Below are 26,397 nucleotides of genomic sequence, written 5' to 3'. Positions count from 1 at the left end.
CCCGCGTGGGTCAACCGGCAGCCCGGAACACCGGTACCCCGTCCCGGAAGACGACCGACAGTTCCATCCCGGCCCGCAGCCGCCCGGCGTCCGCGCACTCCACGACCTCGGTCATCATCCGCGGCCCCTCGGCGAGATCGACCACGGCGGCGACGTACGGCGTCCGCTCCCCGAAGGGCGGCAGGTCGTTGCGGTGCACGACGGACCAGGTGTAGAGGGTGGCCCGGCCGCTCGCGGGCTCCCACGCCACGTCCTCGCTCCAGCAGTGGGGGCAGAACTCGCGGGGGTAGTGGTGGGCGCGGGCGCAGGCGCGGCACGTGCGGATGATCAACTGCCCCTGCGCCGCCGCGTCCCAGTAGGTGCGGGTGAAGGCGTCGGCCTCCGGGATGTCGTATCGCTGCCCGCTCATCAGCGCTCCCCCATCAGAACAACACCGCCAGAACAACACCCGTCAGAACAACACCGGCCAGAGCAACACCGGTCAGAGCAACACCCGTCAGAACAACCCCAGCGCGCTGTCCACCGACCACGACTGCCACGACATCCCGAACAACGCGACCACCGAGATCAGCGCCATCATCGAGTTCTGCCCCTGCTCGCCCCAGTCGTGGATCATGAGCGTGAAGTAGAGGACGTTGAGCAACAGCCCGCCGACAAGGGCGATCGGGGTCAGAAACCCGAGGATGAGCCCGAGCCCGAGGGCGAACTCCGCGTACAGGACGACGTACGCCATGGTCCGCGGCCGGGGTGTCACGACGGCCTCGAAGCCGGACCGTACGGCGTTCCAGCGGTGCTTGGCCGCCACGTCCGCCGCCCAGGAGATCCCCGCCCCCTCGAACCAGCTCTTCTTGTCCTTGTGCCGCCAGCTCTCCAGCCACCACACCCCGAGGCCTATGCGGAGCACGGCCAGCCATTCCGCACCTGTGAGCCAGATCGCGTCCATGGATCTGACGGTACGTCAGATAAGAGGAGCCTGACAATCGCCTGTGCATCCCGGATGAGTTCAGTCAAGCGCAGGAGTGTGGTCATGGGGATCGGGGCGACCGCAGGGGTCGCGGCGGTCGGAGGCATCGCCCTGAGCGCGCAGGCGTCGAGCGGGTCGAGCGGGTCGGGATCCTCCGGGGCGTCCTCCGGGGCGTCCTCTGGGTCGCCCTCTGGGTCGCCCTCGGGGTCGCCCTCGGGGTCGCCCTCGTCCGACGCCCTGGCCTTCGACAAGGACGCCTACTCGACCCTGACGACGACCATCACGGACGCCGACGGGGTCGAGCACGACGTGGAGTACCGCTTCTACAAGGCGATCACCTACGTCGCGAAGCCGGTCGACGAGAAGTACCAGAGCCTGAACGTGAGCGTCCCCGTGAAGATCGACGGTACGGCCGTCGACGCCACGCACGCCCCGATCCTGTTCGCCAACTCGGTCGGCGGCTACATGCCGTCGTCGGTCGCGGACGCGACGGGCGTGGGCGGCGGCGGGACGACCAGGGCGCCGGGTGGGGGCGCGCCGAACGCCTCCGCGTCGCCGAGCACCTCCGCGTCATCAGCCTCCGTCTCGCCGAGCGCCTCCACTTCGGCCTCGGGTGAGGTGGCTTCCGGCGGCAACGGCATGGTGAACGCCCAGGGCGGAATGGTCAGCCTCCCCAAGCTGGCGCTCGCGGCCGGTTACGTCGTCGTCGAGCCCGGCGCCCGCGGTCGTACGCTCAAGAACTCCGCCGGCGAGTACTACGGCGTCGCCCCCGCGGCGATCGTCGACCTCAAGGCCGCCGTCCGCTACGTGCGGTTCAACAAGGACCGCATACCCGGCAACGTCGACCGCATCGTCTCCTCCGGCACCAGCGCGGGCGGCGCCCTGTCCTCCCTGCTCGGCGCGTCCGGCGACAGCCCGCTCTACGCCAAGCACCTCAAGGCGGTCGGCGCGGCCGACACGAGCGACGCCGTCTTCGCGACCGGCGCCTTGTGCCCGATCACCGACCTGGAGCACGCCGATGGTGCCTACGAGTGGAACTGGGGCTCCAACGCGACGAGTTCGCGTTCGACCTGTCGACGGGCGAGAACAACCTCTTCGGCCTCGGCACCACCCAGGCCCGCCACTTCACGGCCTACGGCGCCAAGAACGACAGCACGGGCCTGAGCAGCAAGCGGGTGCCGAGCGACATCCCCGACACCCTGCGGCTGATGAACCCGATGCCCTTCCTGGTCGCGCAGCCCAACCCGCACCGCAGCAAGCACTGGTGGATCCGCCTCGGCACCAACGACTCCGACACCTCCCACACCGTCTCCGCCAACCTCGCCGCCGCCGCCCACACCCTCGGCGACGACGTAAGCCACCTCTACTACTGGGACGAGGGCCACGGCGCCAACTCGGACCCGGGCGACTTCATCGAGTGGGTCGCCAGGATCAGCGGCTACAAGGCCAAGCGGTCCGCCGGGTAACCACCCGCTGAGGCAGCCCCTCAGAACGCGGTACCGGTCTCCCGTCATGACTCCGGCCACCGCCCGCGACGCCGGGACCGGCACACGACCGGGCCCGGCGTCGTGCCGTGTTCCTGCTGTTTTCCGCCGTGAGGACGTAGCTTTCGGTCATTGTTCGACCAGTCACCCCCGGTGCGCGCCTTGTGCTGGTTTGCGATATGGCGGCGCTCCCCGTGTCCGAGGACGATGCCCCTCTGCGTCCGCCACCGACTGTCGTCGTGGCCGACACCAGGAGACACGGGGGTGGAACTTGTCATTTGCGGAGCACCAGTCTGTGTTCTCAGCGCCCGCAGTGCCTTTGGGTGCCGCGACCGCCGCCCAGGAAGTGATCAGGCACGGTGCGTACACCGAAGGCATCACCCGTCGGCTGAGCGCCACCGCCTTCGCCCGTACGGACTGGCTTGCCGCACTCCGCACCGTACTGACGCAGCTGTGGCAATCCCTGAAGGCCGGCGTCCTGAAGCGGCTGCGATGGCTCGTTCCCGCCAGCGAGGCCGAGAAGTCGGCCGGTTCGTCGGAGCCGACCCCGCCCATGGTCGTGCTGGGAGAGGACTACGCCGTCTGGGTCCGCCGTCGGATCAAGAAATCCGCGCGGCCGGTCCCGGTCTACGGCTTCCACCAGGAGCCGGTGGTGCACGCGTGCGATCGTGCCATCCAGCACATGCGAAGACGTCGCGCGGCGATCGTGCTCGTGGTCACGGTCGTCGTCTGGCAGGCCATCACAGGTGCTCTCACCGCCGGCCAGGCAATTCTCGCCCTGCTGGCAGGGACTTGGGGCGTCTACATGGTGGAGCGCTACCTGGCGCAGAAGCGTCTCAATGCGCTCCTGGCCGGAGAGCTGCGCGCGCCGACAACAGCCGTGCAGGCTCATGCTCTGCCGTACTTCCACGAGAGTGGCCCGAACGGCGGCAGGCACCGGTTCCTCGGAGCGGGGCTTCAGGCATGGCAGGAGGCCGTCATCGGCATCGATGTCGAGCCCGCGCCCGAGAACCAGGACGACGATGACGACAGGAACGGCCACCTCTCGGGCCTCGGCTCACCAGCGCCAAAGGCGGGCCAGCCCGACATGGCCGAGGTGGCCAAGGCTGTCCTGGACGCATTGGCGAAGCACAGCAAGCCGGTGGCACGTAAGCCACTGAGGCACTTCACCGCCGCCCAGCTGCATGCCCACATCGCACGCCGACTGGACGATCCGGCACCCTCACATCACCGCGATCACCCGAAACCACGGGTTGAGGTCATCGGGATCGCCGGCATCCACCACAAACGCTGGGACCAGATCGACGACGACACCTGGCGCAGTCTGAACGCCCTCGCCCTGGACAACATCGGCGAGAAGCCTGCCGAAGAGATCGCCCGCCGCTACATCTGGGCCCGCGTCACCGCCTGGAACGGCGACCTCGTCGGCGCCATACTCGTCCACTTCGCCTACCAGGGCGGCTTCCTGCGCGTCACCGTCCGCCCGCACGTCATGGGCCCGCTCCACCCGGAGGTGGCCGGCCTCGGCTCTACCAGCCCACGCACACTGAGGTGGCTGGGCCGCGCCGCGTTCAACGCACTCATCGACGTCTATGTCGGCTTCGACCGGCTCATACGCCGCAAGGCCCGTAAGCGCCCCGAACTCGACACGGGCAGTGGTCCGGTCAGCCTGCGCGAGGTCTACAGCGTCCGCCGGCTGGAGGACATGCACATGCACGACGACGCGCGCTACTACGTGCAGATGATGCAGCGCCGGGTCTTCGACTCCACCGAGCTCTTCCTGCGCGACCACAACGTGGACATCGCCGCCTACCGCCAACAGTCCACCGCGATCTACAACTTCGGCGTGATGAACGGTGGCACCATGACCGGTCCGGTCCAGGCCACGCCGTTCTCCGTCGACCCCTCCATGACGAACTGACCACCAGCCCGCCAGGAGCCCCGCATGTCCATCCGCCGCCAGCCCGACCCGAGCCCGAACGGCGCCAACTTCGGCATCATCAACAACGGCCACATGACCGCGCCCGCCCAGGTCGCGCCGTTCTCCCAGAACGCCACCCAGACGAACAACATCACCACCGAAGCCGTCGACAGGGCCCGTGACAGCATCGATGACCTGCGACAGCGTTTGGAAGAACTGCGCGGCCAGTACCCCGAGGTGGACGGCGCCCTGCGCGACCTCAACATGATCGCCCCGCGCCTGGACGAACCGGAGCGCGACCCCGGCACCGTGCGGTACATGCTCGATATCCTCGTCGAACGATGCGGCGGCATCCCCGGCGTCCTCGCAGCCGCACAGCTCGTCCAGTCGACCGTGACGGCACTTCTGCCCGGCTCGTGACGACTCATTTGCCTGCAGCCTGATCTGGGAAACTGGCCCGAACCGTCAGCCCTTTCTACGGAAAGCGCCCAACCGCGTAGCCCAGTGATCCGCTCGCCCACCCCTCGACTCGCACAATCGGTCGCCCAACGCTGACTGCATCACGCAGCGATATTCGAGTCGACAGTCGACGTACAAGGTCGTGTTACGCCCTCGTAGCGGGCAACGAGCCACACACGAAGCGGAGCCCATAGGGCCGGGCTTCCCATGCCATATCCGGACCCGCCCCACCCCCACCCCACCCCCACAACCAGGAGACCTACGCCACAGAACCCACCCACCCCTCGTACAGCCGTGATCGATCCGCAACCAATTCCGGTCTTGACCGAGACCCATCAAGCGGCTGCGTGATTACGCTCGCGAACATGGCCGACTCCATAGCGTCCCCGACCCCCACGGACCGCCCCGTCTACGTCATCGGCGGCGGCCCCGGCGGACTCTCCGTCGCGCACGCGCTGCGCGCCCGGGGACTGCGTGCGGTGGTGCTGGAGAAGTCGGACCGGGTCGGCGCCTCCTGGCGGCGCCACTACGACCGGCTCCATCTGCACACCACCCGACGGCTGTCGGGCCTGCCCGGACTGCCGATACCGCGTCGGTTCGGGCGTTGGGTGGCCCGGGACGACGTGTCGCGCTACCTGGAGAAGTACGCGGAGTTCCACGACCTGGAGATCGTCACCGGCGTCGAGGTCTCCCGCGTCGAGCCCGCCCCCGACGGCTCCGGCTGGCTGCTGCACGCCACCGGCGGCCGTGAACTGACCGGCGCCGCCGTCGTCGTGGCCACCGGCCACAACCACACCCCGCGCATCCCGGACTGGCCCGGCCTGGACACCTACAGCGGTGAGTTCCTGCACGCCGGCGAGTACCGCAACCCGGCGCCCTACGCCGACCGCGACGTCCTGGTCGTCGGCATCGGCAACACCGGTGCCGAGATCGCCGTGGACCTGGTGGAAGGCGGCGCCTCGCGGGTGCGGCTGGCCGTGCGTACGGTGCCGCACATCGTGCGCCGCTCCACCGCCGGGTGGCCCGCCCAGCGCACCAGCATCCTCGTACGGCGGCTGCCGGTCGGGCTCGTCGACCGGCTCGCCAAGCCCGTGGCGAAGCTGAGCGTGCCGGACCTGTCGGCCCAGGGGCTGCCGCGCCCCGACTCCGGGCTCTACAGCCGGGTCAAGGAAGGCGCGATCCCGGTCCTCGACGTCGGCCTCATCGACGCCGTACGCAAGGGCCGTATCGAGATCGTGGCCGCCGTCGACGGCTTCGAGGACGGGAAGGTCCTCCTCGCCGACGGCACCCGCGTCTCGCCGGACGCCGTCATCGCGGCCACCGGCTACGTCCGCGCCCTGGAAGGCCTCGTGGGCCACCTCGACGTCCTCGACCCCCGCGGCAAACCCGTCGCCCAGGGCGCCCGCACCCCCGCCAACGCCCCCGGCCTGTTCTTCACCGGCTACACCAACCCCATCAGCGGCAACCTCCGCGAGATGGCGATCGACGCGCAGAAGATCGCGAAGGCCGTCGCCCGCGGCGCTGACGGTGACAGGGATGGCGGCCGGCGGGTCTCCCGGCTGCCGGTCTGACCCTGGGTGGCCCTCCGGCCTCTTCCTCCCTCGAACACCTCAACTCCCCTCAACTCCCCTACATGGATCTCGCGTTACTTGAGGGCCAGAAGTTACGCAAGGGCTGTACCGCGCCACCGCACGGAGCCAGAATGTGAGCCCTGTTCACCTTTCCGTTCCGGCTCCACTCCCTCTCGCTACGACGGAGGACGCACGTGGCAAGCGAAAGACAACTCCCCCGGGTTTCCGGGACTTCCCCCGCCCTGGGGTCCCCCGAGGCTCAGGCCCCCAAGTCCCCCAAGCCCCTCAAGGCCCCCAAGTTCTCCCGGCGTTCCCTCCTCGGCAGCGCCGCGGCCGCAGCCGGTGCCGCGACTCTCACCGTGACCGGCGCCGGTACCGCCTCCGCGGCCACCCGCGACGTGGATGTCGCGATCGTCGGCGCCGGTCTGGCCGGCCTCACCGCGGCCCGCGACCTGGTGGCGGCCGGCAAGTCGGTCGTCGTCCTGGAGGCCCGCGGCCGGGTGGGCGGCCGGGTGTTGGGGCTCGACCTTGCGGGCGGCGGCGTCACCGAGGGCGGCGGTGAGTTCATCGGCCCCACCCAGGACCGCATCAAGGCCCTCGCCGACTCCCTCGGCGTGGAGACCTTCACCACCTACAACACCGGCAACAACCTCCTCTACAAGGACGGCAGGAAGACCCCCTACGCCACCGACGGCATCCTCGGCGCGGTCCCGCCCATCGACGCGGCCGGCCTCGCCAACGCCGCGATCGTGCAGGCCACGCTCAACGACCTGGCCAAGAAGATCCCGGTCGACGCGCCCTGGACGGCGGCGAAGGCCGACGAGTGGGACCGGCAGACCTTCGAGACCTGGCTGCGCGCCAACGCGGTCATCCCGTCGGCCAAGTTCCTCTTCGACGTGGCGTGTACGTCGATCTTCTCGGCCGAGCCCCGTGAGCTCTCCCTCCTGTTCGTCCTCTTCTACATCGCCGCCGCCGGCAACGCGTCCGCCCCCGGCACCCTGGAACGCCTCACCGAGACCGCTGACGGCGCCCAGGAACTGCGCTTCGTCGGCGGCTCCCAACTGGTGCCCGTCAAACTCGCCGCAGCCCTCGGGGACCGAGTGGTGCTGAGCGCCCCGGTGCGCACGATCAGCGAGTCCGGCGGCGGTTACATCGTCACCGCCGACGGCATCACCGTCACGGCCAGGAAGGTCGTCGTCGCCGTGCCTCCGCCCCTCGCCGCCCGCATCACCTACGCGCCCCTTCTCCCCGCCGCCCGCGACCAGCTCACCCAGCGCCTGCCGATGGCCTCGGTCGGCAAGGCGATCGCGATCTACGACACCCCCTTCTGGCGCGCCGACGGCTTCAACGGCCAGGTCGTCAGCGACACCGGCGTCATCAGCTCCACCTTCGACAACTCCCCGCCCGACGCCTCCTATGGCGCTCTGATGGGCTTCATCGAGGCCGACGAGGCCCGCAAGCTGGACGCGGCGAGCGAGGCGGAGGTCCGGGCTGCCGTGCTGAAGGACTACGTGACGTACTTCGGCGAGAAAGCGGCCTCCCCCACCTCCTTCGTGCTGCAACGCTGGAACAACGAGGCCTACACCCGCGGCGGCCCCGTCTCCATCGCCGCCCCCGGCGTCCTGACCCAGTACGGACCCGCCCTGCGGGAGCCGGTCGGCGGTATCCACTGGGCCGGGACGGAGACCTCCACGCACTGGATGGGCTTCATGGACGGGGCGGTGCGGTCGGGAGAGCGGGTGGCGAAGGAGGTACTGGCGGTGCTGTGAGCGGGGCCCGCAGACCGGCGCACCGACATCGCCCCCCGACCTCGACCCTGACGTCGACCCCGACGTCGCGCCCAACTTTGCGTGCACAGCCGTTCCTGACATGGTGTCAGTTCCTTTAATCTGACACTGCGTCAGTTAATCGCTGTCACACAGGAGCGGGCGGACCGATGCTTGGATCAACCCACGGCACCCTCACCACCGACTCCCGCCGGGCCCGGGTCATCGCCTGTGGCGAGCAACCCGGGCCCGCCGTCCACGGCCGGCCGGCCGAGGTCGACGATCTCGACGTCAGCGGTCGTCCGCTGTACTGCGACGTGCCCGATCTGGGCCGCTTCTTCCGGCCGGAGTCGGTCGCCGTGATCGGCGCCTCGGACGCCGACGGCCGGCCGAACACCGGTGTCACCCGCCAGCTGATCGCCTGGTCCGAGCGGGTCGGCGCCCGGCTCCATCCGGTGCATCCGAGCCGTCCTTCGGTCTTCGGCATCCCCTGCTTCCCTTCCGTCGCCGACCTGCCCGAGCAGATCGATCTCGCCGTGCTGCTGGTCGCCGACCCCCTTCCGGTGGTCGAGGAACTGGCCGAGGCCAAGGTGAAGTTCGCCGTCGTCTTCGCCTCCGGGTTCGCGGAGACCGGCGAGGAGGGCGCCGCCGCACAGGACCGGCTCACCGCCGCCGTCGAACGGTCCGGCATACGGCTGCTGGGCCCCAACACCAACCTCAACGCCTTCGAGCGGTTCCGGGACGACCTGGACGGTCCCGCGATCGCCCTGATCACCCAGTCCGGCCACCAGGGCCGCCCCGTCTTCGCCCTCCAGGAACTCGGCATCCGCCTCACCCACTGGGCACCCACCGGCAACGAGGCCGACCTGGAGACCGCCGACTTCATCTCCTACTTCGCCGAGCAACCCGACGTGGGCGCCATCGCCTGCTACGTCGAGGGCCTCAAGGACGGCCGCTCCTTCCTCCTCGCCGCCGATCGCGCCGCCCGCCGCAAGGTGCCCGTCGTCGCCGTGAAGGTGGGCCGCACCGAGACCGGCGCCCGCACGGCCGCCTCACACACCGGCAAGCTGACCGGCGCGGACACGGTGGTGGACGCGGCGATGCGGCAGTACGGGGTGATCCGGGTCGACGGCCTGGACGAACTCCAGGACACAGCCACCCTGTTGGCCCGTGCCCGGCCGCCCCGCGCCGACGGCGTCGTCGTCTATTCGATCTCGGGCGGCACGGGAGCGCACTTCGCCGACCTGGCGACCGAGGCGGGGCTGCCCCTGCCGGTGCTGTCGGAGGCCAGGCAGGCCGAGCTGCACCAGTGGATACCCGAGTATCTGAGCGTGTCCAACCCGGTCGACAACGGCGGGCACCCGGTCGGGGACTGGCGTGGCCGGAAGATCATCGACTCGATCCTCGACGACCCGCAGGTCGGCGTCCTGATCTGCCCGGTCACCGGGCCCTTCCCGCCCCTCAGCGACCAGCTCGTCCAGGACCTGGTGGACGCCGCCGAGCGGACGGACAAGCTGGTGTGCGTGGTGTGGGGGTCGCCGGTCGGCACCGAGCCCGCGTACCGAGACGTCCTGCTCGGCTCCTCGCGCGTGGCCACCTTCCGGACGGTGGCGAACTGCATCACCGCCGTCCGCGCCTACCTCGACCACCACCGCTTCGTCGCCGGCTACCGCTCCCCCTTCGACGAGGCCCCGCGCACGACCTCGCCGTCCTTCCGCAAGGCGCAGGCACTGATACGCCCGGGCGAGCAGCTGAGCGAGCATGCGGCGAAGCAGCTGCTGCGGGCGTACGGGATCCGTGTCCCGCGCGAGCAGTTGGTGACCAGCGCGGCGGCTGCCGTACGGGCCGCGGGGCTGGTGGGCTACCCGGTGGTGATGAAGGCGTCCGGCGCGCGGATCGCCCACAAGACCGAGCTCGGCCTCGTCAAGATCGGACTGACCTCCGCCAGCCAGGTCCGGGACGCCTACCGAGAATTGACCGACATCGCCCGCTACGAGGACGTCTCCCTGGACGGTGTCCTGGTCTGCCAGATGGTCGAGCGGGGCGTCGAGATGGTCGTGGGCGCCACGCACGACGACCTGTTCGGACCGACCGTGACGGTCGGGCTCGGCGGGGTGCTCGTGGAGGTACTCGGCGACACCGCGGTGCGTGTGCCGCCCTTCGGGGAGGAGCAGGCGCGGGACATGTGCGCCGAATTGCGCGGGCGGGCCCTCCTCGACGGGGTCAGAGGGCGGCCCCCGGCGGACCTCGACGCGCTCGTGGAAGTCGTCCTGCGTGTGCAGCGCATGGCGCTGGAGCTCGGGGACGACCTGGCGGAGCTCGACATCAATCCGCTGATGGTGCTGCCCCGGGGGCAGGGCGCGGTGGCACTGGACGCGTTGGTGGTGTGCCGCTGACATGGATGCCGACCGCAGGGATACCGACGGCAGGAATGCCGACCGCACGCATACCGACACTGAGATGGACATGCCCGATTCCCCCCGTGTGCCCGGAAATTCCGTCGATTCATTGGTACAGCACGCCACTGACAACCAGGTCTGCCGCATCACCCTCAACCGCCCCGAAACCCTCAACGCCATCACCCCTGACCAGCGCGAACGCATCATCGAACTGCTCACCGACGCCTCCGCGGACCCCGGCGTACGGGCCGTCGTACTCACCGGAACGGGCCGGGGTTTCTGCGCCGGCGCGGATCTTCGGGGCGGGTCGGCGGCCGGCGAGCGGGTCCCCGGCGACGTCGCCCGCACGATCCGCGTCGGCGCCCAGCGGCTGATCTCGGCCGTACTCGACTGCGAGAAGCCGGTGATCGCGGCGGTGAACGGCACGGCGGCCGGCCTCGGGGCGCACCTCGCCTTCGCCTGCGACCTCGTACTGGCCGTCGAATCCGCCAAGTTCATCGAGGTGTTCGTGCGACGCGGCCTGGTGCCCGACGGCGGTGGCGCCTATCTCCTCCCCCGTCTCGTCGGCCCCCAGCGGGCGAAGGAGCTGATGTTCTTCGGCGACGCGCTCACCGCCGCCGACGCGGAGCGGCTCGGGCTCGTCAACCGGGTCGTGCCCGGCGGGGAGCTGGACAAGACGGCCAGGGAGTGGGCGGCCCGCCTCGCCACCGGCCCGACCCGTGCCCTCGCCCTCACCAAACAGCTCGTCAACGCCTCCCTCGACTCCGACCGCACCACCGCCTTCGCGGCGGAGGCGGCCGCGCAGGAGATCAACATGACGACGGATGACGCCCAGGAGGGGGTGGCGAGTTTCGTGGAGCGCAGGAGCGCCGAGTACCGGGGGCGTTGAGTTCGGGGCTCAGCCCCGCACCAGGATCCACACCTCACCGGCATCCGGGTCGCCGAACTGGGCGAAGAGCTCGGGGGCGCCCTCCGTGCCGCCGATCTTCCAGTACGTCTGCCGCCCGCATCCGCTGTCGAGTCGTACGACCACGGCGTCACGGTCACCGGTCCTGCCTGTCGACCAGTTACCGGTGCCCTCGCACACGGCGTAGGGCGGGTTGGTGAACCAGTCACCGGACTCGGACTCGGTGGGCAGCTTGGTGAGCTCGGCCTTTCCGCCGGGGTCCAGCCGCAATGCGGCTCCGTCCGCGCCGCGCCAGACCCCGGTGAGCTGACCGGCGGACAGCACAGGGGCCTGGTACCCGACGAGCCCCACGACGGTGGCCAGCACACCACCGACGAACACCAGCAGGAAGAGGGTCACGGAGGCGAACAGCGAGGGGAGCCACACGGCCCAGAACCCCTGCGGGCGGCCCGTGACCCGCGCGCGTCTGCGGAGGTGTCCGAGGCCGAGCACCGGCAGCACACCGAGGGCGGCGAGGACAGTGGCCGTGGTGAGGAACGGCCAGCTCCACAGCAGGGCCGTGACTGCCGCCCAGACGACCGCGAGCGCCCCGGCGTACGATGTGAGCGACTGCGTGCGCGAAGCCGACGAACGGCATCACCAGCGGCGTCACGAGGACCACGACGGCCAGGGCCAGCACGTAGAGGAAGCCGTACGAGCCGCCGTAGTCGTCGCCCTGCTGCGTCCCGGCCCACCAGATGAGGCCGATCGTCGGAAACTGGGCAGCGCACACCGCGGCAGCCGCGTTCAGTTCGGCCAACGACCGGACCACGTCGCCGGGTCTGTCACCCTCCGGGTCGTCATCAGCTCTGTTCTCCCACCCCATACGCGCAGCGTACGCACGGTACGCGTGCGCCTTCGCACAGCCCTTCCAATCTGACACCCCGTCAGCTTCAATGGGTGTCGTGATGGGACACGCAGGAATGGCGGCCGCCGCCGTCCGCTACCTCAGGTCGGCCGACGCACCGCCCGTGGAGGCGCTGCCGCGCCCGGCGCTGCGCTGTGTCGGCGAGGACGAGCGGGCGCCGGTCCCGCAGGCAGAGTTCCGGCGAGTGCTCGGGAACTTCGCGTCGGGGGTGGCCGTTGTCACGGCACCTGCCACCGCCACCGCCACCGACCCACAAGTCACCGCCGACGCCCCTCAGGGCGCCGCCCCCGCCGGTTTCGCCTGCCAGTCCTTCTCCTCCCTCTCCCTCGACCCGCCCCTGGTCGCCTTCATGGTCGGCCGTACGTCGACGACGTGGCCGCGCATCGCCCGCGCGGGCGTCTTCTGCGTGAACGTCCTGAGCGCCGGCCAGGGCGAGTTGTGCCGCGCCTTCGCGGTGAGCGGCGCGGACAAGTTCGCGGGGGTCACGTACGACGCGGCCCCCGTGTCCGGCTCGCCCCGCCTTGCGGGCACGCTCGCGTGGATCGACTGCACGATCCACGCGGTGCACACGGGCGGCGACCACCTCATCGTCGTAGGACGGGTGGACGCCCTGGGGGCGAGCGAGGGCGACGAGGTGCCGCTGCTGTTCCACAAGGGGCGGTTCCTCTAGACAGTCCGACGCAGCGCCGAGCCGACCGGGACGGGCATGCCGTGGTCGTGGGCGGCGGGCACGAAATGGGTCTGGATGAGGCCGTTGGTGGAGGCACCGCAGATCGCGAAGGTGCCGGCGAGCAGCCAGAAGGGGCCGGTGCGGGCCGCCGAGAAGAGCACCGTCACCGCCCGGCGCGCGGCGCCCAGGGCGGGGGGCGGCTTGGGCACGAACTCCTTCGCGCCGTACGGCGCCACGCCCACGTCGGCCGGGTGGTCGCGCAGCAGCAGCCAGACGAACGGGACCACCACGAGGGCCGCGAGGGCGACCGTGACGGCGGCCGGGCGCCAGTTGCCCGCCTCGACCATCAGGGCCAGCACGGGCAGGAAGATCAGCTGGCCGGAGGCCGAGGCTCTTCTCGTGCCATGCGAAACCCCCTTGTCGTGGCCCGGTTGGGCCGTTGAACACGACCGTACGGGGGTCATGCTCGGCCGTCCATGCACGTTCGTGGGTATGCACGTTGTTGCATGAAGTGCCCGAGGGCGGACCAGGCGGGCGTCTACCTTGGCGCCCCGCACGAACGCGACCGCCGCGAGGAACCAGGCCCGGTGGATGCGGCCAGGCGCGCGGCCGCCACGGCGAGCACGGTGTAGATCGCCGCTGTGGCGGCGCCGGGCCCGAGGAGCAGGAGCCCCACGCTCCAGTCGAAGCTCCCTGCCAGAACCAATACGACGAGAGCCAGAACGGCGGCGATCGCAATACCGCACCGTGTGCCGGCCTCGCCGGCGGCAGCGGTGCGGCTGACGGCCGGCCACCTGGCACCGGCCGCGCTCAGGTTCGTGACGCAGTAGACGCCCAGCACCACGGCCGCGGCGTATCCGGCGCCGGCTCGCTCGGCTCCGGCAGGCGGGGTGTGGCTGAGCAGCAACGTATACAGCACCACCGGCGGCGCCAGAGCGGCGGCCGCACGCCCCGCTGTCCTCATCGCCGTGGAGGAGGGCCCTGCCACCACGCCCTCCAGCCCCACCCACCCGAAGAGCAGCGGCACCACCGCGAGGGGACCGAGCCAGACGGTCTCCAGGGAGAGCCATCCCAGCCACCATGTCCCGACCAGCACCAGCACCATGACCAGGCGAAGCCGCAGCATCCAGACCGGCGGCTTCACCTGGAGCAGTGCCAGCGCCGCCGCGACGGCCAGCACCGCCCCCGCGGTGACTCGGGCGGCGGCGCCGTCGGCGGAGAACTCGCCCGCCGCCGCCACCACCGCCGCCTGACCCACCGCGAAGCCCGCGAAGTACAGCCCCTGCACGGCGCGGGCAGCGGCGGGTCCCAACCGTGCGTGCACAAAGGCCACTTGCCCACCGGCTTGCGTGCCCCCCGCCCTTGCCAGCACCAGGCACCACAGGTAGACCAGCGCGGCGACCGCGAGGACGGCACCGGACGCCGGTGCCAGGGCGGCCGGCACCAACAAGGTTCCACCGCCCAGGACCGCCCCCATGGTGCCGAGCGAGGACGGCGGACGCTTCCTCGCCACCGGTGCCGCGGGTGCGTGGCTCACAGTTGACGGAAGAACGTGGGCGGCTGGGCCGTGATCTCCTGTCCCACCGCGACCAGCGGCCCGTCGGTACGGTCCGGCCACCCGGGCATCCGGGTCACGGCGGACACCTCAAGACCCAAGTGCGGGGCCAGGAAGGCTGACCAGCCCGGCATCAGCGGCGCCGACAGCGACGTCACCAGTGCCAGCGCCTCCACATGCGTGACCAGGCGCCGGGCGTACGCGTCCTTCGCGTCGTCGCTGTGCTCCGCGGCGGCCCGCGACCGCGCCAGCGCCGGCAGATCGTCGACGCCACGATCGATGGCGTGAGCGAGGGCCGTGGCCGCGACCTGCGGCGACAGCGACTCCGCGGCCAGGGTCGACGCGATCTCGTCGGCCAGTCCGTCGAGTACTTCCGTGAGCGGCCCCGTGTACGCCTGCGCAGCGGCGACGGCGGGCACGGTGGAGCCGAAGTCCTCACCGAGCAGGCGGAGCACGGATTCGGCCCACCGCTCCAGACCGTCGACGAGGAGCGTCTCGACGGTGTCCGCGAACTCCTTGGCCGCGAAGTTGGTCTGCTCACGCTCCGGGCCGGTCAGGCACAGGTGGAAGCGCAGTGCGTCCGCGGAGACCTGACGCAGGAACTCCCCTCCCCACACCGCGTGGTTGCGGCTTGTGGAGAACTTCTCGCCCTCCAGCCGGTAGAACTCGTTCGTCACGATCTGGCTCGGCAGGGTGAGCGTGCCCTGCGCCATCAGCAGAGCGGGCCACAGCACCGCATGGGAGAACGAGCAGTCGAAACCGATGAAGTTGACGATCTTCGTCTCGGGATCGGTCCACTGCCGGCGCCACAGCTCCGGTTCGCCCTCGGCCTCGGTGAGGCAGGCAGTGGCCGCGGTGTATCCGAAGATGCCGCTGAACCACGTGTCGAGGATGTGACCGTCCCACTCGTCGAGCGGCACCGGGATGCCGTAGTCGGCGATCCGGCTGATCGGGGTCAGCGGCAGCTCGCGGCTCAGCAACGTCTCCAGGTAGGCGGTCAGGCGGGGACGCCATTCGGCCTGCGCCTGGGCCCGCTCGTAGTAGTCGAGGAGCTGCCCGCGGTAGTCCTCCAGCGGGAAGCAGATCCGGTCCAGGGTGCGCTGCTCGGGCTCTTCCCAGCAGCTGGTGCAGCGCGGCGCGGCGAGGCCCGCCGGCTCCTGCGGCAGGCCGCACGCCTCGCAGTACACGCCGTCGGACGGGTCGCCGCAGAACTGGCACTCGCCGCGTACCTCCGCCTCGTACAGGTGCCGCTCGCAGCCGGCGCAGTAGAAGACCGGCAGGTTCCGGACCACCAGCCGGTCCTGCTCCCACAGCGACGTGAAGAACTCCTGGACGACGGCGGTGTGGCGGGGGTTGGTCAGCGGGCGGGTGAACCAGTCGTGGTGCATCGCCCCCAGGGACAGCGTCTCCTCCATCCGGTTGCCGAACCGGAACGCCGTCTCGTAGGCGGTGGCGCCGATTTCGGCGGCGCGCCGCGGGACGTAGCAGGAGTGCTCATCGGAATAGCCGACGTGGCGGACGTGGTGGCCGCGCTGGCGCAGGTGGCGGGTGAGGACGTCGGCGCCGAGGAAGGGCCCGGACAGATGCCCCAGGTGCAGGTCGCCGTTGGGGTTGGGCGGGGCGCTGGTGACGATGTAGGTGCTCATGAGGCTGTGGTTCCTTCAGTTATACGGAGGACGTCGCCCTCGGGGCGGTCGGTGTCGTCGGGCAGCAAGGCCAGGGCGCCGGCCTCGGCCGTCGGGGCCTCGATCGGCGGCTGCGGAGGTCGCAGCACGCGAGAAGCGGCTGCCGTGACGCGGGCGTGGGGCGGCAGGTCGTCCAGGACCACGGAGTGCGCGCCGATGCGGGCATCGATGCCGACGGTGACGGGACCCAGCACACTGGCTCCGGTACCGATGATCACGCCGTCCTCGATGACGGGATGGCGACGGGAGCCGGCCGGCCGGCGCAGGTCCTTCCACCAGCCCACCGAGCCGAGCGTGACTTGGTGGTAGAGCATCACGTCGTCGCCGATCCGTACGGTTTCTCCGATGACCACGGCACTGCCGTGGTCGATGAAGAAGCGGCGGCCGATCTCCGCGCCGGGATGGATCTCGATCCCGCTGAGGGCCCGCCCGGCCATCGACACCGCGCGTGCCGTGATGCGGTGCCCGTGCCGCCACAGCCAGTGCGCGAAGCGGTAGCTCCACAGGGCGTGGATGTGCGGATACAACAGGGCCTCGCGTCTGCTGCGGGCGGCCGGATCCTTCGACAGGATCGTCTCCAGGTCCTCACGCATCAGGACCAGCACCGACGGCCGTGGCTCACGCATCGTGCGCTTCCTGCGTGCCTTTCTCGACTCCCGTCGGCCCGTGGGGCGCTCACATGTGGTCATAGGGCGCCTCCGGCACGATCGGCCGGCCGCCGAGGAACCGCTGAGGCCGGTAGGGCTCGAGCAGCTCCTGGGCGGCCTTGCCGATGACCGCCCCGCCCTCCGTGATCTCGCGGACCGCCAACTCCGCTACGGCCGGGGCCAGTTTGAAGCCCCCACCGCTGAAGCCCAGCGCCAGATACAGGCCCTCAGGCCCCGCGGCGCCAACGACGGGCCGTCTGTCGGGGGTGTATCCGTCCAGGCCGGAGCGGGTCCCGACCAGCGGAGCCTTGGCCGCGGCGGGCACCCGGCGGGAGATCGCGGCGACGGCCGCGTCGACCTCCTGCGGCGTCAGCGGGGCCACATCGTGGTCCAGCCGCACGTCCGGGTTGCTCGGCACACCGAAGTAGAACCGGTCCAGGCCCTCGGGCCGGAAGTAGCCGCCCGTGGTGTCGTCGACGCAGGTCGGCACGGACACCGGCGAGCCGCGTCGGCCCGCACCGGGCAGCGAGGCCTGGGCCAGGCCGATACGGCGCGCGATCACCGGGATCTGGATGCCCAGATGCGCGGCCGGAGCGGACCCCCAGGCCCCGCTGGCCAGGATCACCAGCGGCGACTCGATCAGCCCGATCGAGGTCTGCACGCCCGTGACGGCGCCGCTCCGCTCCACGACCCGTTCCGCCCGCACCCCCTCGGACGGGCTGACGCCCAGGCGGCGGGCCGCCGTGAACAGTGCGCCCGCCGTCGCGGCCGGGTCGGCGTACCCGCCCTCGGGCTCGTACGCGGCCGCGCCCACCCCCTCGACGCTGAGCCCCGGGTACAGCGTGCGCACGTCGTCGGTGCCGATGACCTCGGACCGGCGGTGGCCGGCGAACGCGCCGACCCGTTCGCAGTTCTCCCGCAGGGCGTCCGTGTGCTGCTCGCCGACGAGCATCACAAAACCGGTGCGGCGGTATCCGCAGTCCCCGCCGATGACCTCGGCCCAGTTCTCGAACACAGGCAGGCTGCGTGCGGTGAGCGCGATGTCCGGGCTGGCGGTGTGGTGCAGGCGCAGCAAGCCGCCGGAGCGTGACGTCGCCCCCTGGGCGGCGGTGCGTCCCTGATCGCACAGGACGACACGTCCCAGGCCGGAGAGGCCGAGGTGATAGGCGATGGCAGCTCCGATGACACCGCCGCCGATGACGACGGCGTCCGCCGGCTGCGGGGCGCTCACCGGTCCGTCCCGGTTCCGGCCACCGGTTCGGCGATACCGAACTCGGCGGCCCAGTGCGCGCGTTCGGCGGCCACCGCGTCCGAGCCGCCCCACCAGATGGTGACGAACCGCAGCCGGGTGTCGCCGTCGTTGGTCAGGTCGTGGTCGAGGAACGGCGTGATGAACACGGTGTCGCCCGCGCCGACCCGACGCGTCTCCTCGCCGATGCGCATGATGCCGCTGCCTTCGGTGATGAAGAACATCTCGTTCTCGTCGTGCGAGTGCGCCGTCGAGGTGTCGCCGGGCGCCACATCGACCCACGCTCCGCCCCAGGAAGGCTCCTTGACCGCCCCGCCCCACGGGAAGATCCGCCGGCCGCTGACGTTGTACTCGGCCTCGAACGTCATGTCCTCGGGGCGGGTGGTGAATACGTGCATGGTGTCTCCCTTTCGAAGCGACGTGCGTCAGACGACGGCCGGCTGCGGCGACAGCGGCCGGCGGTCGCCGGCGCGGCGCAGGTCCCGGTGGATGGTGTCGGCCTTGTCGCACATCTGGCTGAAGGACGTGGCACTGCCGATGCCGTGCCGCCACTCCGTCATGCCGTCGAGGTAGATCCCGACTTCGCAGTCGGCTGTGGTCTCGGCGCGAAACGCCCGGGTGACGTTCACACGGCCCTCCCCGTCTCGCCGGAGGTAGTCCGTGAACGGCTCCAGCTGGGAGGGGAGCTTCGGCTCCCGGTAGCCGGTGCAGAGGATCACCGCGTCCACGTCGAGCGTGCCCGTCGCACCGGTGAAGACCTCCGTGGTGGTCAGGCGCACCCCGGAATCGGTGACGTCCACCAGCGTGACGTCGGTACGCCGGTGCATGTGCAGGCGGTGCACGCCGGTCAGCCGGTCCTGGTAGACCGCCTGGTACAGGGCGGTGGACACGTCGGGATCGACGGCCGAGTAGTTCGTGGCACGTGCCTGGTCGAGGGCCTTCTCCCGCGCGGCGCCGTCCAGCGAGTAGAAGTAGTCGGTCGACTCGGGGAAGTAGACCTCGTTGCTGAAGTGGCCCAGCTCGTACATCTTGAAGCCGCCGTGCCGCACCAGCGAGTGGACCTGCGCGCCCGGATCCTCGCCGGCCAGATGCAGCACGATCTCGCCGGCGGTCTGCCCGGCGCCGATGACCGCGAACCGCTTCGGCTCCCGGTCCGAGCCGCGCAGGGCCGCCATGCGGGGCAGGTACTGCGCCGCATGGAAGACACGCTCACCGCAGGCGTCAGCGAAGACAGCCGGCACGTGGGGCCGGTGCCCGGTGGCGAGGGCCACGTTGCGCCCGTAGTGCTCGTGCACGCTGCCGTCGCGGGGGTCGCGGCTGACCACTCGCGCGGTCCGCACCACGCCGTCGGCGTCCGCGACCGGTTCGATCAGCAGGACCTCGCGGTGGTACTCCGCGGGCGTCCTGACCTGCTCGGCGGCCCACTGCACGTACTCCGACCACTCGAGTCGGCTCACATAGCCGCCCATCAGCGTGAACGGGTAGAAACGACCGCTCTGCTGAAGGAAGTTGGGGAAGGTGAAGCGCGAGCGCGGATCGCGCGGGGTGGCCAGATCGCGCAGGAAGTGATGCTGGATGTCGGTGCCGGGCAGCACCTGGTGGGGCTGCCAGGCGGAAGTGGCGGCACGCTCCAGGTACGCGGCACGCAGCGCGGGTGTCTCCGGATGGGCGTCGTCGTGGTCCTCGATGGCCGCGGCCAGGGCGATGCCGGACGGGCCGAAGCCGGCCACCACGATGTCATTGATCTGCACGGTGAGTACCTCTGTCGGAAGTCGCGTCGACGGCGGGCGGATCAAGCCGCGACGGGCGCCGGCGCATCGACGTCGGCGAAGGCGGCGCTCAGCCGGGTGGCGAGAGCGTCGGACAGCGTCCCGGCGCGCAGCGACAGGAGGCTGAAGGATCCGGCGTCGCCGATGCCGTGGCTCGACTCGCACAGACCGTTCAGGAACAGCGGGGGCAGCGTCTCGCCCTCGCGCGGGGCGAGCGCGTAGTCGTATCCGACCTGCAGGCGGCCGTCGTCCGCGGTGGCCAGCCGGCCGTGCAGCGGCTTGAGCAGGGCCGGGCAGAGCTCCTCGTGGGCGCCGGGGCCCAGGTTGCGGAAGCCGGTGGCCAGGACCGCGAAGTCGACGCTGTCCACGGTGGACTCGCCCGTGATCAGTTCGGTGAAGTCGAGGCGGACCTTGTCTCCGGTGACGGCCACCTTCGTGGCCTGGTGATTGCCGCGGACGAAGACCCGCTGATCGCCGTCGAGCTCCTGCTCGTAGATCGTCGTGTACAGCTCCTCCAGCACGTCGCCGTCGGCCGAGGAGTAGTTGGTCGGCTGCATGTACCGGTCCAGGGCGCGGCGGTTCTCGACCGAGGCGTTGAAGTAGTAGCGCGTGAACTCGGGGAAGTAGCCCTCTTCGCTGAAGGGGCTGGTGTCCTTCTGCCGCAGCGAGTGCGAGCGGCTGTAGGTGACCACCCGCGTCCGCGGGAAGCGGCGGTGCAGGTCGAGGGCGAGTTCCACGGCGCTCTGGCTGCCGCCGATGACCGCGACGGCCTCCGGGGCGCCGTCGGCAGTGAGCTGCTCCAGACGCGGCATGTACTGAGTGAGGTGGAACACCCGCGAACCGAGGGCGGTGTCGTACGGCTCCGGGATGTACGGGGTACGGCCGGGAGCGACCACGAGCGTGCGTCCCAGATAACGATCGCCGCGCTCGGTGACCACCTCGTACAGCCGCTCGCCGTACTGCTCGACCGCCCGGATGGAGGCGGCGCGCTGGTCGCAGTCGACCTGGTGCGAGAAGAACGAGGCGGCCCAGCGTATGTAGCCGGCGTACTCCTTGCGCAGCGGGAACGGCACGGGCTGGTTCAGGTGACGCAGCAGCCTGCCCTGCTCGTGCAGGTAGTTCAGCCAGCTGTAACGGCTGCGCGGGTTGCGCAGGGTCACGAGGTCGCGGCTGGGGTGGTTCTGGATGTCGGAACCGTCGAGCAGCATGCCGGGCTGCCACTCGGGGGTGGGGCGGGCCTCCAGGAAGCGGGCCGTCAGATGCGGGTACCGCTCTTCGAGCGCGATGGCGAGGGCGATGTTGGCGGGGCCGAAGCCGATGCCGAGGACGTCATGGACGGGAGTGCTGGTGGTCACGCGAGCCTCCGAGGGGCGAGCAGGTGTGATGCCGGGCCGAGTACGGGAATGCGACAGGGCGCTCGGTCAGCGCTTCGCCTCGGCGGCGGGCGGTGCGGGCGTCGCGCACACCAGCAGGCAGGCACAGCCCGCAAGGGCGGCGCTGGCCAGGGTGGCGGCGGTGTAGTTGCCCGTCAGGTCGGCGAGGCCGGCACCGGCCTGGCTGCCGATCGCGGTGCCGGCCGCGTGGATGGCCCAGACGAGGCCCATGGCGGTACCGCGGATGGAGACGGGCAGGGACTTCGCGGCCCACATGGTGGTGGCCACCACGGTGGCCAGGTAGCTGATGCCGAAGACGACGCCGAAGGCCATGGCGGGGACGGGTTCGGCCGAGACGCTCACCAGGAGCATCGCGCCACCGCGCAGGGCGTAGGCCGCGATGAGTACCGACTTGATCAGACCGCGGTCGCAGAGCCAGCCGGCGAGGAGGCCGCCGGCGACCTCGAAGATGCCCAGCAGAACCAGAGCCGTCGAACTGGTCGAGTGGCTGCCGCCGTGGTCGTGCACCATCGGCACGAAGTGCACGTCGATGAAGGCCATCGTGACACCGCACGAGAAGAACGCCAGCGTCAGGGCGCGCAGTTCACGAGCGGCGACGGCCTCGCGCAGCCGCTCGACGAAGGAGACCGGCCGTGCGGGCTCCGGTGCGGTGTCGGCCACGGCGGGCGCGTCCTGCGACGCGCTGGTGACCTTGGACGCCTGGCGGGCGGTCAGCATCGCGAGCGGAGCCAGGACCAGGAGGAACACCAGTCCCGTGACGAGCAGCACCGATTCCCAGGACGCCTTGGTGTCCAGCCAGGACCACAGCGGCACCAGCACGATGAACCCGACGGCCGCGCCGTTGGTGAGCAGGGCGTACAGCAGGCCCTTGCGTCCGTCACCGAACAGCTCGTCGACCAGGACGCCGAGCGGCACGAACGACAGCATGGCGAAGGCGAACGCCGCCACGATGCCGTAGACGGTGACGAACAGCCACAGCTCCTCGGACAGCGCACAGCCGATGAACGCGGCGCCCGCCAGCGCGGTGCCGAGGGCGAGCGTCGCCGCACCCCCGATGCGGTCGGCCAGGCCGCCGACCAGCGGTGAGGCCACCGCCGTGGCGATGGCGAAAAGGGTCGTCGCCGTGGCCAGAGCACCACGCGAGCTGTCGTAGGAGTCGGCGATCGGCAGGAAGTACACCTGCACGGTGTTCTTCAGTGCCGAGCCGGCGAGGGAGAGGAGGAAGGCCGCCGTGGCGAGAACGATCAGCAGGATCCGGGTGCGTGCCTGGTTCGAGGTCGGCGACGGCCTGGTTGCCGTGGTGGTCATGTCAGTTCCTGGGGTCGATGTGGTGGGGTCCCGTATACGTGGGCCGGCCGGATCAGGCGTGCACCGCGCCGGTGGACTGCGCGGCGTTGCGGTCGTTGCGCAGCCGGTAGGGGCTGCCGTCCGCGGTGAAGGGCTTGATGAAGTCGAAGGCCTCCGGCGACGGACCGCGGTCGTTGAGGAGTTCCAGCCGGTCGCAGGCCTCCTGCCAGGTCGGTACGGTTCCCTCCGGAACCCACCAGGCCGCGTACAGCCGGTGGGGAAGGTGCACGAACCACTCGCGGCGATTGCGCAGCGCGTGCAGGTGCACGTCCGAGTAGGCGTAGGCGTGCACCGACTCCAGGTCCTCCCAGACCGAGAGGGTGGAGGCGCGGGTGTCGGTGTCGTCCTCGCGGCCGCCGGTGTAGAAGGACGGAGCGGCGAACATGCCCCACTCCCCGTAGTCCCGGCCGAAGTTGGTCCACTTCGTGGTCACCGTGTCCACGGCGGTGGCCCGCGCGACGAATCCGGGGCTGGTCTCGGAGGCGCCGAAGACGATGGGCTCCAGCTCGTTGAACGTGTCGTTGTCCACATGCGCGTAGGGCTGCTTGAGCACGGCGAAAGTGGTGAAGGCGACGTATTTCATGACGGGACTCCAGCAGGCAGAGGGCAGGGGCACGCGGAAGAGAGCAGGCGGAGGCCGGCATCCGAGGGTGCCGGGAGGGAAGGCCGGGACGTTCACATGCCGGCTTCCGGTCTGCCGCGATCTCCCTGACGGACTCTCCGTGTTCACGGCGACGGGCATCAGTCTTGCCGGAGCGGGACAGCCGTGTCACCCGTGAGGGGCGGCACACAAGTGTCTTGGCAAGAGCATGCCTCACGCGGGCAACGCCGCTGGTAGGGCCGTTTCGAGTGCGGTACCGGGCGGTGGGTGACGGGACGCGGGCGGGCCGTCGCTCCCGACGGCCCGCCCGGCGTGGACTTCTAGAGCAGGTCGCGTTCCATGGCCTTCTGGCCGAGCTGGAACCGGCTACGTGCGTCGAGCTGCTCCATGAGGTCGGAGATGAGGCGGCGCTCGGTACGCAGGGAGACCCCCAGTTTCCGCGCGGCCGCCTCGTCGGTGTAGCCCTGCGCGAGGAGACGCAGGAGCGCGCGGGGAAGCGAGCCTGGGTCATCGAGGTCGCGGCGCTGCGTCTCACCGAAAGGAGCGGCCGTGGCCCATACCGTCTCGAAGAGGGCCAAGAAGGCGGCGACGGCGCCCGGTTCACGGATGACCGCCGCTCCCCGGGAGCTGTCGTGCGGATCGAGAGGGACCATCGCGACCTCCCCGTCGACGATGTACATCCGCATCGGCAGCACCGGCACGACACGGACCTCGTTGCGCAGGGAGATCAGCCACCGGACGTGCTCGACGCTCTCCGGGTCGTTGCGCAGACTCTCCAGGAAGATCGTCCTGTCGGTGATGCCCCGCTCGGCCATCGCCTCGGCCAACGGGCGGCTGGCCGCGCGGTTCTCCGGCGTCTGCGGGCCGCCCGGGGAGAAGCCGCAGGTCTCACGGCGGGCCGAGGCCACCAGCTCACCGATGCGCCGCCGGACCGCTTCCAGGCCCACCAGTCGTTCCACCGCGTACTTCTCCGACTCGTTGCTGCTCGCGGTGTACTCGGCGATCATCTGCGACGCGGCCACCCGGCTCGCGGTCAGCTCCTCCTGCCGGCGCGCGACCTCGGCCTGCTGACGTGTGTAGAGCGAGTCCAGCGCGAGCTGCGGGCTGATGACCCGCAGCCGCCCGCCGCCCGGCTCCGTGTCCTGAAGAAGCGAGGAGTCGGCCAACTGGTCAATGGCGGCCCTGACTCTGTGCTCATTCCAGTCGAGTACCTCGGCGAGCTCCGCCACCCCGTGGTCGGGATGGTCGAGCATCATTTGATACAAATCATTCGCATCTGTCGTAAGCCCAAGGGCTGTAAACATCTGTCGTTCCCCCTTCACTGGGGAAAGATCAACACGACAGGTAGGTGCCAGGCAACATCCTGTCCAGAATCCGGGTACCGAACGAGGCGACAGGACCCCGAGAGTGGACGCATGCGCTTCATCCCCTTCCGCCTCTACGGAACCGATACGCCCGTGGATCCCGTCGAGGCCCGACTGATCACCGGTGTGCTGGAGCGGAGCCTCGACGAAGCGCCGTGGGCCGAGCATTGCCGCGTACATGTCTCCCGGGCCGGCCTCCTCGGCGTGGTCCTGTGCCGTGCGCGGCAGGAGGCGCAGGCCCGCGACGGTCTGCTGGCCCTCCTCACGGCGGCCACGCAGAGCGCGGCCGAGCCCGACGGGTGGCAGCCCGAGCTCTGACCCGGGACGGACGAACGCGGCACAGATGTGTCAGCTGCGGTTTGTGCCAGCTCGGAAGCAGGACACCGACGCTCCGGACATGAATCATGGAATGTGTCGCCGGACGGATCGCCTCGGCGAAACCCCGCGATACGCAATTCCCTTTGCCACGGTTTCTGTGGTCATCCATTCCCGGAGGAGTACAGGTGCGCTCTTTTGTTGCTGCTTTCTCGGTTTTCGCCGCCGCGATATTGGCTTTTGCGGTTGCCTCTCCCGGTGACACCGGCACTCCGGAGTCCGCCTCCCGTTTCGTCGCCGCTGGCGGTGTTCTGCCGCCGCAGCCCGATCCGGGCTGGCAGAGCACGACGGGGATCTCCGAAGACCCGGGCTGGCAGTGATGACGGCTCTGCAACTGGCCGCCCTGGGCATCGACCAGGAGGCGACCAGCGTCTACCACGCACTTCTCGATCTGAACGGCTCGACTCGCGCCGAACTCGTCCTGCGCCTCGAACTCCCCGGCGACCGCATCGACACGGCGGTCCTCGCGTTGGCCGAAGCCTCACTCGTACGTTTCGTCGCCTCCATATCGGGGCGCCCCGAAGACCGCCAGATCTGTCCGGTCAATCCCCGCGTCGGACTCACCGCGGCACTCGCCCGCCGACGCGAACGCGTCCTGGCGGCTCAGGCGGAGTTCGAGCAGCTGGAGGTCAATGTCGCGGCGCTCATCTCGGTTCACGAATCCCTCACCGGACGCAGCCCCAACCTGGCCATGGAATTCCTGGAGGAACCGGCGGCCGCGACGGTACGCATCCGGGATCTCGTCCAGAGCTCCCGGGTCGGCATCTCCGTCATCACTCCGGAACCGGGCGGGATGTTCGACGGACTTCTCGAGGACCAGGCGAAAGCGGCACTCCGGCGCGGAGTGCGCGTGCGCCAGATCCACCTCGGCAGCATCGGCAACCGGCCGGCGCAGTACGCGGAGGCGTCCCGGCTGGTCGACGCCGGGGCTCGGACGCGGACCGCGCCCACCCTCCCGGTCCAGCTGATGATCTTCGACGGCACCACCGCCGTGCTGCCGCACGTCCCCAAGGATCCCGACGCGGGCGCCGTGGTGATCAGCCACCAGGGAACGGTGGCGAGCCTCGACACGCTCTTCGACCGCTACTGGCTCGGAAGCGAAGACCTCGGATGCGTCCCCGGTGTCGACGAGCACGGCCTGACCGCGGTGGAGCGCGAGCTCCTGCGGCAACTCTCCGACGGGGCCACCGACGAAACCGCCTCTCGCCGCATGGGCGTCTCCGTGCGCACCGTACGCCGGATCACGGCCCAGCTCATGACGCGTCTCGACGCCAAGAGCCGATTCCAGGCCGGCTGCCGTGCCGCGGCCCGCGGCTGGATGTAGCGGCCGCCGGCCTCACGGCATCAGGACCACACACCTCAG

24 protein-coding genes and 1 pseudogene are annotated in these 26,397 nt (G+C 70.4%); 11 read left to right on the top strand and 14 right to left on the bottom strand.

Annotated elements, in window-relative coordinates; all coding sequences use genetic code 11:
- Positions 1–10: 10 nt before the first annotated feature.
- Positions 11–409 carry a Zn-ribbon domain-containing OB-fold protein gene (locus tag OHT51_RS24020; protein WP_328880979.1) on the bottom strand — a complete coding sequence of 133 codons (399 nt, stop codon included), beginning with the start codon at positions 407–409 and terminating at the stop codon, positions 11–13.
- A gap of 87 nt (positions 410–496) precedes the next feature.
- Positions 497–943, bottom strand: a complete 447-nt coding sequence (locus OHT51_RS24015) for a DoxX family membrane protein (RefSeq protein ID WP_328880978.1) — start codon at positions 941–943, stop codon at positions 497–499.
- Positions 944–1,027: 84 nt separating this feature from the next.
- On the opposite strand from OHT51_RS24015, the gene OHT51_RS24010 reads away from it, so the two are divergent.
- The 7 genes from OHT51_RS24010 to OHT51_RS23980 all read left to right on the top strand — a co-directional run bounded on the left by OHT51_RS24010 (position 1,028) and on the right by OHT51_RS23980 (position 11,453).
- Positions 1,028–2,128, top strand: coding sequence for a subtype B tannase (locus OHT51_RS24010; protein ID WP_328880977.1), 1,101 nt, complete (start codon positions 1,028–1,030; stop codon positions 2,126–2,128).
- A gap of 615 nt (positions 2,129–2,743) precedes the next feature.
- Complete coding sequence (locus tag OHT51_RS24005) at positions 2,744–4,369, top strand: hypothetical protein (protein ID WP_328880976.1); 1,626 nt, start codon at positions 2,744–2,746, stop codon at positions 4,367–4,369.
- Positions 4,370–4,393: 24 nt separating this feature from the next.
- Entirely contained in the window at positions 4,394–4,789 is a 396-nt protein-coding gene (locus OHT51_RS24000; RefSeq protein ID WP_328880975.1) for a hypothetical protein, read from the top strand.
- A 404-nt stretch (positions 4,790–5,193) separates the two neighbouring features.
- Entirely contained in the window at positions 5,194–6,399 is a 1,206-nt protein-coding gene (locus tag OHT51_RS23995) for a flavin-containing monooxygenase (RefSeq protein WP_328880974.1), read from the top strand.
- 359 nt (positions 6,400–6,758) lie between these two features.
- Positions 6,759–8,168 (top strand): flavin monoamine oxidase family protein, encoded by a 1,410-nt coding sequence (locus OHT51_RS23990; protein WP_328884413.1) that lies wholly within the window; start codon positions 6,759–6,761, stop codon positions 8,166–8,168.
- A gap of 167 nt (positions 8,169–8,335) precedes the next feature.
- Positions 8,336–10,561: an acetate--CoA ligase family protein gene (locus tag OHT51_RS23985; RefSeq protein ID WP_328880973.1), complete on the top strand. Its 2,226-nt coding sequence runs from the start codon at positions 8,336–8,338 to the stop codon at positions 10,559–10,561.
- A 70-nt stretch (positions 10,562–10,631) separates the two neighbouring features.
- The gene (locus tag OHT51_RS23980; RefSeq protein WP_328880972.1) at positions 10,632–11,453 is read left to right on the top strand and encodes an enoyl-CoA hydratase/isomerase family protein; all 822 of its coding nucleotides are present in this window, start codon (positions 10,632–10,634) and stop codon (positions 11,451–11,453) included.
- Positions 11,454–11,462: 9 nt separating this feature from the next.
- Here the strand turns inward: OHT51_RS23980 and OHT51_RS23975 are convergent, their stop codons facing one another.
- Positions 11,463–11,963: a hypothetical protein gene (locus OHT51_RS23975; RefSeq protein WP_328880971.1), complete on the bottom strand. Its 501-nt coding sequence runs from the start codon at positions 11,961–11,963 to the stop codon at positions 11,463–11,465.
- 455 nt (positions 11,964–12,418) lie between these two features.
- On the opposite strand from OHT51_RS23975, the gene OHT51_RS23970 reads away from it, so the two are divergent.
- Positions 12,419–13,048: a flavin reductase family protein gene (locus OHT51_RS23970; RefSeq protein ID WP_328880970.1), complete on the top strand. Its 630-nt coding sequence runs from the start codon at positions 12,419–12,421 to the stop codon at positions 13,046–13,048.
- A gap of 11 nt (positions 13,049–13,059) precedes the next feature.
- Here the strand turns inward: OHT51_RS23970 and OHT51_RS23965 are convergent.
- From OHT51_RS23965 to OHT51_RS23915, 11 genes and pseudogenes are all read right to left on the bottom strand, one after another.
- Positions 13,060–13,440: pseudogene (locus OHT51_RS23965) on the bottom strand (MFS transporter); the annotation flags it as partial.
- A gap of 146 nt (positions 13,441–13,586) precedes the next feature.
- Entirely contained in the window at positions 13,587–14,561 is a 975-nt protein-coding gene (locus tag OHT51_RS23960) for a hypothetical protein (protein ID WP_328880969.1), read from the bottom strand.
- Between the two features lie 20 nt (positions 14,562–14,581).
- On the bottom strand, positions 14,582–16,249 hold the full coding sequence (locus OHT51_RS23955) for a class I tRNA ligase family protein (RefSeq protein WP_328880968.1): 1,668 nt from the start codon (positions 16,247–16,249) through the stop codon (positions 14,582–14,584).
- A complete protein-coding gene (gene epsC / locus OHT51_RS23950; RefSeq protein ID WP_328880967.1) occupies positions 16,246–16,914 on the bottom strand; it encodes a serine O-acetyltransferase EpsC in 669 nt (222 codons plus the stop codon). Before epsC ends, OHT51_RS23955 begins: the two co-directional genes overlap by 4 nt.
- A 49-nt stretch (positions 16,915–16,963) precedes the next feature.
- On the bottom strand, positions 16,964–18,166 hold the full coding sequence (locus OHT51_RS23945; protein ID WP_328880966.1) for an NAD(P)/FAD-dependent oxidoreductase: 1,203 nt from the start codon (positions 18,164–18,166) through the stop codon (positions 16,964–16,966).
- Entirely contained in the window at positions 18,163–18,582 is a 420-nt protein-coding gene (locus tag OHT51_RS23940) for a cupin domain-containing protein (protein WP_328880965.1), read from the bottom strand. Before OHT51_RS23940 ends, OHT51_RS23945 begins: the two co-directional genes overlap by 4 nt.
- Before the next feature lie 27 nt (positions 18,583–18,609).
- Entirely contained in the window at positions 18,610–19,935 is a 1,326-nt protein-coding gene (locus OHT51_RS23935; RefSeq protein ID WP_328880964.1) for a SidA/IucD/PvdA family monooxygenase, read from the bottom strand.
- 41 nt (positions 19,936–19,976) lie between these two features.
- Positions 19,977–21,308: a SidA/IucD/PvdA family monooxygenase gene (locus OHT51_RS23930; RefSeq protein ID WP_328880963.1), complete on the bottom strand. Its 1,332-nt coding sequence runs from the start codon at positions 21,306–21,308 to the stop codon at positions 19,977–19,979.
- A 66-nt stretch (positions 21,309–21,374) separates the two neighbouring features.
- Positions 21,375–22,655: an MFS transporter gene (locus tag OHT51_RS23925; protein WP_328880962.1), complete on the bottom strand. Its 1,281-nt coding sequence runs from the start codon at positions 22,653–22,655 to the stop codon at positions 21,375–21,377.
- A 52-nt stretch (positions 22,656–22,707) separates the two neighbouring features.
- Complete coding sequence (locus tag OHT51_RS23920) at positions 22,708–23,277, bottom strand: DUF3291 domain-containing protein (protein WP_328880961.1); 570 nt, start codon at positions 23,275–23,277, stop codon at positions 22,708–22,710.
- Between the two features lie 338 nt (positions 23,278–23,615).
- Positions 23,616–24,551: a helix-turn-helix transcriptional regulator gene (locus OHT51_RS23915; RefSeq protein ID WP_328880960.1), complete on the bottom strand. Its 936-nt coding sequence runs from the start codon at positions 24,549–24,551 to the stop codon at positions 23,616–23,618.
- A 159-nt stretch (positions 24,552–24,710) separates the two neighbouring features.
- On the opposite strand from OHT51_RS23915, the gene OHT51_RS23910 reads away from it, so the two are divergent.
- From OHT51_RS23910 to OHT51_RS23900, 3 genes are all read left to right on the top strand, one after another.
- A complete protein-coding gene (locus OHT51_RS23910; protein ID WP_328880959.1) occupies positions 24,711–24,977 on the top strand; it encodes a hypothetical protein in 267 nt (88 codons plus the stop codon).
- Between the two features lie 185 nt (positions 24,978–25,162).
- Positions 25,163–25,354 (top strand): hypothetical protein, encoded by a 192-nt coding sequence (locus OHT51_RS23905; protein WP_328880958.1) that lies wholly within the window; start codon positions 25,163–25,165, stop codon positions 25,352–25,354.
- Positions 25,354–26,358, top strand: a complete 1,005-nt coding sequence (locus OHT51_RS23900) for a LuxR C-terminal-related transcriptional regulator (protein WP_328880957.1) — start codon at positions 25,354–25,356, stop codon at positions 26,356–26,358. Before OHT51_RS23905 ends, OHT51_RS23900 begins: the two co-directional genes overlap by 1 nt.
- Positions 26,359–26,397 lie beyond the last annotated feature (39 nt).

It is taken from the genome of Streptomyces sp. NBC_00299, from assembly GCF_036173045.1.
Lineage (GTDB): Bacteria > Actinomycetota > Actinomycetes > Streptomycetales > Streptomycetaceae > Streptomyces > Streptomyces machairae.
Note: the sequence above shows the minus strand (reverse complement) of the source record. Positions and strands in the feature narration are given on the sequence as shown.